Raw genomic sequence first — 7,272 nt, forward strand, 5'->3', positions numbered from 1 at the left:
CGAATCTTGCTGGGGTCGCCGAACTGGCCACGCGCGCAGTATGCGCTTGACAAGCAGAAACACGGACCTCGGCAAGTGCTCACAAGAGATCAGAAATGGACACGACTGATCCCTCATCTCTCAAGATGTTGCACGTATGTTGCACGCCGGGCCGTTTTGGGCCGAGGAGGCGAGGCACGATGGGACGACGAGGCTTCGGAATGGTCCGCCGGCTGCCGTCGAAGCGCTACCAAGCCAGCTACGCCGGCCCCGACCTCGGTCGACACACGGCACCCAGCACCTTCACCACCAAGGGCGACGCCGAATCCTGGCTGGCCGAGGAACGCAAGGAAGTCGAGTCCGGCAAGTGGCGCCCGCCCGCCGTCCGCAAGGCGGAAGCGGCCCGCGCCGCCCAGAGCGAAACCCTCGCCGAGTACGCCGCCCGCTGGCTCACCCAGCGCCGGGTGAAGGGCGAACCTCTACGTGCGAACACCGTGATCGATTACGAACGGGCGCTGCGGCTCTACATCACACCGCACCTCGGGGAGCGAATCCCGTCAGAGATCACCCGCACCGACATCCGCGACTGGCACAACAACCTGCTGCGCAGCGTGAGCGATCGACCGAAGGCGAAGGCCTACGCCGTGCTGCGAACGATCATGAACTCAGCCGTCGAGGAGGAACTGATCGACGTGAACCCGGTGAGCATCCGGGGTGCCGGCGTCGCCCGCAGGAAGCACGGCATCGAGCCCGCCTCGCTCGACGAGTTGGCGATCATCGTCGAGGCCATGCCGGAGCGGTTCGGGCTCATGGTGCAGCTGGCCACGTGGTGCGCCCTGCGGTACGGCGAGCTGGCCGAACTGCGCCGCAAGGACGTCGACCTCACCCGCGACGTCATCAAGATCCGCCGGGCCGTGACCTTCACCCCGATGACGACCACCGTCGGGCCGCCCAAGACCGACGCCGGCATCCGGGACGTGGCCGTGCCCCCGCACCTCAGCAAGGCGATTCGTGCACACCTCAAGGGCCACACCCAGCCAGGGCCGGAAGCGCTGCTGTTCCCGGCGGACTCCGGTGGACACCTCCACGAGTCGGTGCTGTACCGCCACTGGAACCGCGCCCGGATCACTGCTGGCCGGCCCGATCTGCGCTTCCACGACCTCCGACACACCGGCGCCACACTTGCCGCCCAGGCGGGAGCGACAACCGCCGAGCTTCAGGCCCGACTCGGCCACACGACCGCCGACGCCGCGATGATCTACCAGCACGCCGCCAGAGGCCGCGACGCACAGCTCGCCAAGCAGCTCTCCAGACTCGCCGGCTGGTAGGTGCCGACTCTCACGCTCCTATGCCGAATGCAGGACGTTTGCCGTCGCCAACAACGTTTGGAGAGCTCGCTTATCCCTCGCGGGTTGCTGACTGCGCGCTTCACGGATCCGTCTCCTCCTAGGGAGCCCGGTCCAGCCGCAAAGACGAGTTGGGACTGTCGCAGGAACGGCAAATGGCTCTACCGCCCAGTTGGGCAGGAAGGGTCGTGATGACCGACACACTGGTTGCTATGGAGCCATCGAAGGATGAGGCGCCTGAAGGTGCACCGTTCGGGGTGCCGGCTGATGCAGGTTTGAGCCCTGAGGAACTGGCCGCGATTGCCGGCCTGGTTCGTAAGGCCCGCGAGCAGGGGGTCGCGGTGACCGGCCCCGGCGGGTTGTTGAAAGCCCTGACCAAGACGGTCATCGAGACCGCCCTGGAAGAGGAGACGGTCGACCATCTCGGCTACGACAAGCACGATCCGGCGGGCCGGAACCGGGCAAATAGCCGCAACGGCCGCCGCCCCAAGCGGTGGTCACCGACAACTGCGGCGAGGTCGAGATCGAGGTCCCCCGGGATCGGCAGGGCAGCTCGAACCGCAGCTGATGGCCCAGCGGCAACGGCGGTTGTCCGACTTGGACCAGCTGGTGATCAGCCTGTTCGCGAAAGGGCTGCCGACCGGGGAGATCTCCGCCCACCTGCCCGAGGTGTACGGAGCCTCGGTGTCGAAGGACACGATCTCGAGGATCACCGACAAGATCGTCGAGGAGATGATCTCGTGGTGGGCGTGGCCACTGGACCAGGGGCTGTTTCTACCGGTCGTCGTGCGACGGCTCGGCACCGACTACATCGACCCGAACCAGACCCACTACTGGGATGCCGCCACCATCGCTGGAAGAGACCCTCGAAAGCGCTCGACGCCGTCGTCCAGGCCGGCAAGGTCCGCTACCTGGGCGCGTCGTCGCTGTGGAAGACCTTGGTCGCGATCACCAGCGCCTCGCCGCCCCGACACTCCCGGCGAAGCTCATCGCGATCGTGCCAGCCGGCCTGTGGCTTGGCCGCTGATCCAGCGGCTCGCGGCACGATCGCGTCCCAGGCAACACCCGCGGCCACCCTTGCCAACTGGGACGCATGCAGGTAACCTTCCCGGGAAGGGCATGGTGCCCGTATTCGAAGAAGATTGCTACTGCAGCCTCGGATCGCCGGTAGGCGTTCTGGTGGCCAATTGCACTTGTGCATCGCGGGCGAGACTTCTCAGCGTCTAATAGACCGAGGAGAGCTCTATGAGCGATGTAACCGCGCTTGCGCGCACAATCGGCGACCTGGTCGGCGGGCCCGACAATGTCAGCTGGATTGGCACATGCACCACGCGACTCAGGTTCGTGGTGAAGGACGAATCACTTGTCGACTTCGAGAAGCTCAACACGACCGAAGGTGTCCTGCAGGCTGTCAAGGCCGGGGGTCAAGTGCAGGTCGTTGTAGGGACCCACGTGGAGAGTGTTGCCGACTCGCTGGTTACACGTGATGGCTGGAAGCAGCTCGGCGGAACTGACGGATCAACCGGGGTTGCGACCAGACGCCGCCCGCTGGATGTCCTCTTCGACTTCCTCGGCGCCGTCTTCCAGCCCCTGATCCCCGTCATCACCGGTGCGGCCATGGTGCAGGTGCTGGCGTACCTGCTGACGCAAGCAGGGATCCTCGACGCCGCCTCGCCCACAGCCGCCGTGCTCCATGCGGCAGGTAACTCGGTGTTCTACTTCCTACCCATCCTGGTCGCCTTCACAGCGAGCAGGAAGCTGGGTGCGAACCCGTTCATCGGCGCCGTCAGCGCTGCCGCACTGTTGCACCCGAGCTTTGTCGCGATCGGTGCGTCCGGTGATGTCGTTCAGGCGTTCGGAGTTCCGCTCTTTGTCTACGCCTACGCGAACTCGATGTTCCCGGCGTTGCTGTTGGCGCTCGCTCTGGGGGGTATGGACCGCGTACTCAAGCGCTTCATCCACAAGTCGGTGGCAGGGATCTTCGTCCCCGCCATCGAGATGATCGTGCTGGTTCCGCTCACCGCGCTCGTATTCGGGCCAATCGGCATCTTTCTCGGCGGCGCGATCGGAACAGCGATCAACTGGCTGAGCGTGACCGCGCCGTTCCTCTTCTACATCATCGTCCCGATGCTGTTCCTCTTCCTCATCGCGTTTGGGATCCACTGGGCCGTGATCGCGATCGCCATCGGCGAGATCGCAGCCACCGGCGGGTCCACCATCCTCGGCGCGGCTGTCGGTATTGGCTACGGCATGATGGGTGTGACGCTGGGTACCCTCATTTGGGCGAGCCGACCCAAGACCCGCAACACTGAACTGCGGACGACCGCGAGCGGGGCGATGATCGCGTTGTGGGTCGGCGGAATCTCGGAGCCCACGATCTACGGCCTCCTGCTGCGGTATCGCCGCCTCCTCGCGGCCCACATGATCGGCGCCGGAGCGGCGGGTGCCATCCTCGGCCTGTTCGGAACGCGGTTGATGGGTGTGATCCCCGGCCCGCTGGTCCAGCTCCCTCTTCTGCAGCCGATCTACGGGGCAGTCATTGCCATGGTCGTCGGCATCATCGTGTCCAGCACGCTCGTCCTCCTCTGGGGTGCGGAGAAGAAGTCGGCCACTCCGGCGCGCGTGGTCGATGCCGCGGATGAACAGCGCAGCGCGCTCGCAACCGGCGGTTTCCGCGGCGCCGACGATGCTGATCCCCGTGGAGTCCTCACCATCGCGTCTCCTCTGACCGGCAAGGTGGAAGATCTCGCCTCGACGGGAGAGCAGATCTTCTCGGCGGGCCTCATCGGCCCGGGGGTCGCGATCATCCCGACCGCCGGGAGAGTCGTCGCCCCCTTCGACGCCGAGGTCGTCGCCCTCCCCGCGAGCCTGCACGCCGTCGGGCTGCGCTCTCGAGACGGGATCGAACTGCTCATCCACGTCGGCATCGACACGGTCAAGCTGGGAGGCGAGCACTTCACCACGCACGTTGCGCGGGGCGACCAAGTGACCGCAGGCCAGCTCCTTCTGGAGTTCGACGGCCTGGCGATCCAGGCAGCTGGGTACTCTCTGGTCACCCCCGTCGTCGTCACTAACACGGTCAGCGATGAAGAGGTGTCGATCCTGACCCAGGGGATCGTCACAGCCGGGGAACCGCTCCTGCGCTCAGAGCGTCAGCCCGCGCCCGCGACGTCCTGATCCACCTGTGTCCGGTCACCGGGAGGGGGATGAAGAAGATGCGGAAGATCAGGAAGATCTTCAACAACAACATCATCAGCGCTGTGGGTTCCGACGGAGTCGACGTGATTCTCGTGGGCGCCGGCCTCGGGTACTTGACGCACCGCGGCGGGATTGTCGACGAACGGCGGGTCGAAAGGGAGTTCCACCTCATCGGCGCCTCCCGGGGCGGCGCGTTCCGGGTGCTGCTCGAGCTGCCGCTCCCGGTGATCCGAATGATGAATGACATCTCCGCGCACCTGCGCGGAGAGCGCGCAGTCGAGTTGTCGCAGGCCGCCGAGCTGGCGTTGGCAGATCACATCTCCACAGCGCTGGCTCGGCTCGCCGACGGCATCCCGATCTACAACTCGATGCTGTGGGAGACGAAGTTGGCCTACCCCAACGAGTTCCTCGCCGCACTCGAGGTCGCGGACATCGTGCACAAGCAGACGGGCACCCGGCTACCACTTGATGAGGTTGGCTTCATCACCCTCCACCTCGTGGCCGGCGGCATCGGACCGGCCGGCCCGCCCAAGAGCAGCCTCCGCACGATCCTCGAACACATCGTCGAGGTCGTCCAGGACGAGCTGCACGTGGTGATCGACGAGTCAGACGCTGCCGGCGCCCGACTCATGACCCACCTCAAGTTCCTCATTCAACGAATTACTCGGACGCAGACCTACTCCGGGCCGGTCGATGAATTCTTTCGGTCCATCCGAGACGAGAACCCGGCGGCGTTCCATTGCGCGTCCACGATCGGGGATCTTCTCGAAGCCGAATACGGCATAACCATCAACGACGAGGAACGCTCCTACATCATGCTCCACCTGGTACGCCTCACGCACGAGATCGCGGAGCACGCGGCGGCCGATTCCCCGCAGAAAGACGAAACCTCATGACACAGCTTCTCGTGATCGCCGACGACATGGCGATGACCCACGGCACCACACTCGGAATCCTCGACTCGATTGACCGCGGCATCGTCCGCAATACGGGGATCTTCGCCAACTGCGACGACGCCGAGCTTGCCGGTTCAGAACTCAAGTCGCGGGATCAGATCGATGTCGGCATCGACCTGAACTTCGTGACGGGCCGCCCGCTACTCGGCGCAAGCGAAGTTCCATCACTGGTGGAGTCCGACGGGGCGTTTCGACCGTCGCGGCGAATCCGGGCGGAGGGCACAGTGCGGCGACAGGCAGGCCCCTTCGTCGAGTTCGACGTCGAGCCCTTCGATTACGACGAGACACTCGCCGAGGCACGGGCCCAGCTCGCCCGATTCCGCGAGATCATGGGACGTAACCCGGTATATCTCCATCACCACTCACTGATCACCCCAGGAATCGACGCCGTCTTCTACACGCTCGCTCGTGAGATGAGACTCCCCGTCATTGACGACCTCTACCGGGGAGGACATGTGCCGAAACTACCCAATCCCTGGTATCTCGAGGACCGATTCGACGTGCAGGCCCAGGCGGATGCCGACCCGAAGGCGAGCACTCGCGAGATCGTCGAAGCTGCTGCCGCCGATCCGGTCAGCTTGCTCTTCCTGCACCCTGGCTACGTCGACGCCGAAGTGATTCGGATCAGCACCTACTCGGTCATCCGGGCGCAGGACCTTGACTTTGCGACGCATCCCTCCGTGGCCGACGCGCTCACTGGCGCCGAGGTCGAGCTGACCACTTTCACGCGCGGAACGAGTCACGGCCGACCGATCTTCGAGCTCGCCACCGCGGTCACTCAGGATGCCGCGAACGCCAGCAGGGGAGGTGGCTGAGCGGAGCCGGGTTCAGCTGGCAGAAGCGGCCGACGCCGAGTCGCCGAACGACCTCGACCCGCCATCGAGGCGGGCTCCGTCGAGGCAACTCCGGGTGAGACTCAAGGCTCGACGTGAGCGGCGTCCGAACCGTGAATCTCCGGAAGGACTGTGCGTCTGCCCTTGTCAGGGCACCAGTGCGAGGCCGAGCTACACCGGAACGCGACGTTGGTCAATGTGATCGCGCGGTCGTTCTACCTCGTCCCGGCGATCGGCGCACCCGTCTTGGCCCAGCGGCCTCATCGACGCCCTTGCCGAGGGCAGTGGGATGCCCCGCTACCTGGGCCCACAGCGTTACAGACGCCAACTGCTCTGGAACATGTCGATCAGGAGTCGGAGTTGAGCTGCCATGTCGATCGGGGTGTCGCCGTGGACGGGGGTGGTGTTGGGGTCTCCCGCGGAGGGGTCGGCGTCTGCGCGGGCACACAACCACTGGATCTGGATGCCGTCCATGAACGCAACGAAGATCTGGGCGAGCTGGTGTGAAGGGGCGTCTGGGCGGACCAGTCCGTCAGAACGAGGAGCGCCCATGCCGCTGACTGACCTAGCCCTCGCCGAGCTTCGCAACTACCACCCGGAGGTGCCTGAGCCGTCCGGGTTCGACGCATTCTGGGAACGGACGCTCGACGAGGCTCGCGCGATCCCGCAGGAACTAGAACTGGCGCCCGCGCAGGGTCCCATCACCGAACTGGCGGTCGAGGACCTCACCTTCCGCGGCTTTGCTGGTAACCCCGTGCGCGCGTGGGTGATCCGGCCACGCTCGGATAGTCCACTCCCGGCGGTCGTCGAGTACATCGGCTACAACGGCGGCCGGGGCCTTCCGGCGGAGAAGCTGAGGTGGGCCGCGAGCGGGTTCGTCCACATCGTCATGGACACCCGAGGCCATGGCTTCGCGGCTGCCCGCCACCGTCGAACTGACCCTGTTCGGTTGCGCCTTCA

Annotated in this window: 6 protein-coding genes and 1 pseudogene; 6 read left to right on the top strand and 1 reads right to left on the bottom strand. The window is 65.5% G+C overall.

Annotated elements, in window-relative coordinates; genetic code table 11:
- Positions 1-179 precede the first annotated feature (179 nt).
- From Q0066_RS12730 to Q0066_RS12750, 5 genes and pseudogenes are all read left to right on the top strand, one after another.
- The gene (locus Q0066_RS12730; protein ID WP_298133446.1) at positions 180-1,307 is read left to right on the top strand and encodes a site-specific integrase; all 1,128 of its coding nucleotides are present in this window, start codon (positions 180-182) and stop codon (positions 1,305-1,307) included.
- Positions 1,308-1,633: 326 nt separating this feature from the next.
- Positions 1,634-2,090, top strand: a pseudogene (locus Q0066_RS12735) (transposase); the annotation flags it as partial.
- 480 nt (positions 2,091-2,570) lie between these two features.
- On the top strand, positions 2,571-4,502 hold the full coding sequence (locus Q0066_RS12740) for a glucose PTS transporter subunit IIA (protein WP_298133448.1): 1,932 nt from the start codon (positions 2,571-2,573) through the stop codon (positions 4,500-4,502).
- A gap of 29 nt (positions 4,503-4,531) precedes the next feature.
- Positions 4,532-5,419 carry a PRD domain-containing protein gene (locus tag Q0066_RS12745; RefSeq protein WP_298133450.1) on the top strand — a complete coding sequence of 296 codons (888 nt, stop codon included), beginning with the start codon at positions 4,532-4,534 and terminating at the stop codon, positions 5,417-5,419.
- Complete coding sequence (locus tag Q0066_RS12750; protein WP_298133452.1) at positions 5,416-6,294, top strand: ChbG/HpnK family deacetylase; 879 nt, start codon at positions 5,416-5,418, stop codon at positions 6,292-6,294. The genes Q0066_RS12745 and Q0066_RS12750 overlap by 4 nt, the downstream gene beginning before the upstream one ends.
- Positions 6,295-6,627: 333 nt before the next feature.
- Here the strand turns inward: Q0066_RS12750 and Q0066_RS12755 are convergent, their stop codons facing one another.
- Positions 6,628-6,786 carry a hypothetical protein gene (locus Q0066_RS12755; protein ID WP_298133454.1) on the bottom strand — a complete coding sequence of 53 codons (159 nt, stop codon included), beginning with the start codon at positions 6,784-6,786 and terminating at the stop codon, positions 6,628-6,630.
- Positions 6,787-6,862: 76 nt separating this feature from the next.
- On the opposite strand from Q0066_RS12755, the gene Q0066_RS12760 reads away from it, so the two are divergent.
- Positions 6,863-7,272: acetylxylan esterase (locus Q0066_RS12760; RefSeq protein WP_298133456.1), on the top strand; the 410-nt coding region annotated here is incomplete at its 3' end.

The organism is Micropruina sp., from assembly GCF_027492755.1.
Classification (GTDB): Bacteria; Actinomycetota; Actinomycetes; order Propionibacteriales; family Propionibacteriaceae; genus Micropruina.

What these genes read in the sequence shown, in the direction of transcription:
- Q0066_RS12750 (WP_298133452.1), top strand. Translation starts at nt 5,416, where the DNA reads ATGACACAGCTTCTCGTGATCGCCGACGACATGGCGATGACCCACGGC.
- Q0066_RS12755 (WP_298133454.1), bottom strand. Translation starts at nt 6,786, where the DNA reads ATGGACGGCATCCAGATCCAGTGGTTGTGTGCCCGCGCAGACGCCGAC.
- Q0066_RS12745 (WP_298133450.1), top strand. Translation starts at nt 4,532, where the DNA reads ATGAAGAAGATGCGGAAGATCAGGAAGATCTTCAACAACAACATCATC.
- Q0066_RS12740 (WP_298133448.1), top strand. Translation starts at nt 2,571, where the DNA reads ATGAGCGATGTAACCGCGCTTGCGCGCACAATCGGCGACCTGGTCGGC.
- Q0066_RS12730 (WP_298133446.1), top strand. Translation starts at nt 180, where the DNA reads ATGGGACGACGAGGCTTCGGAATGGTCCGCCGGCTGCCGTCGAAGCGC.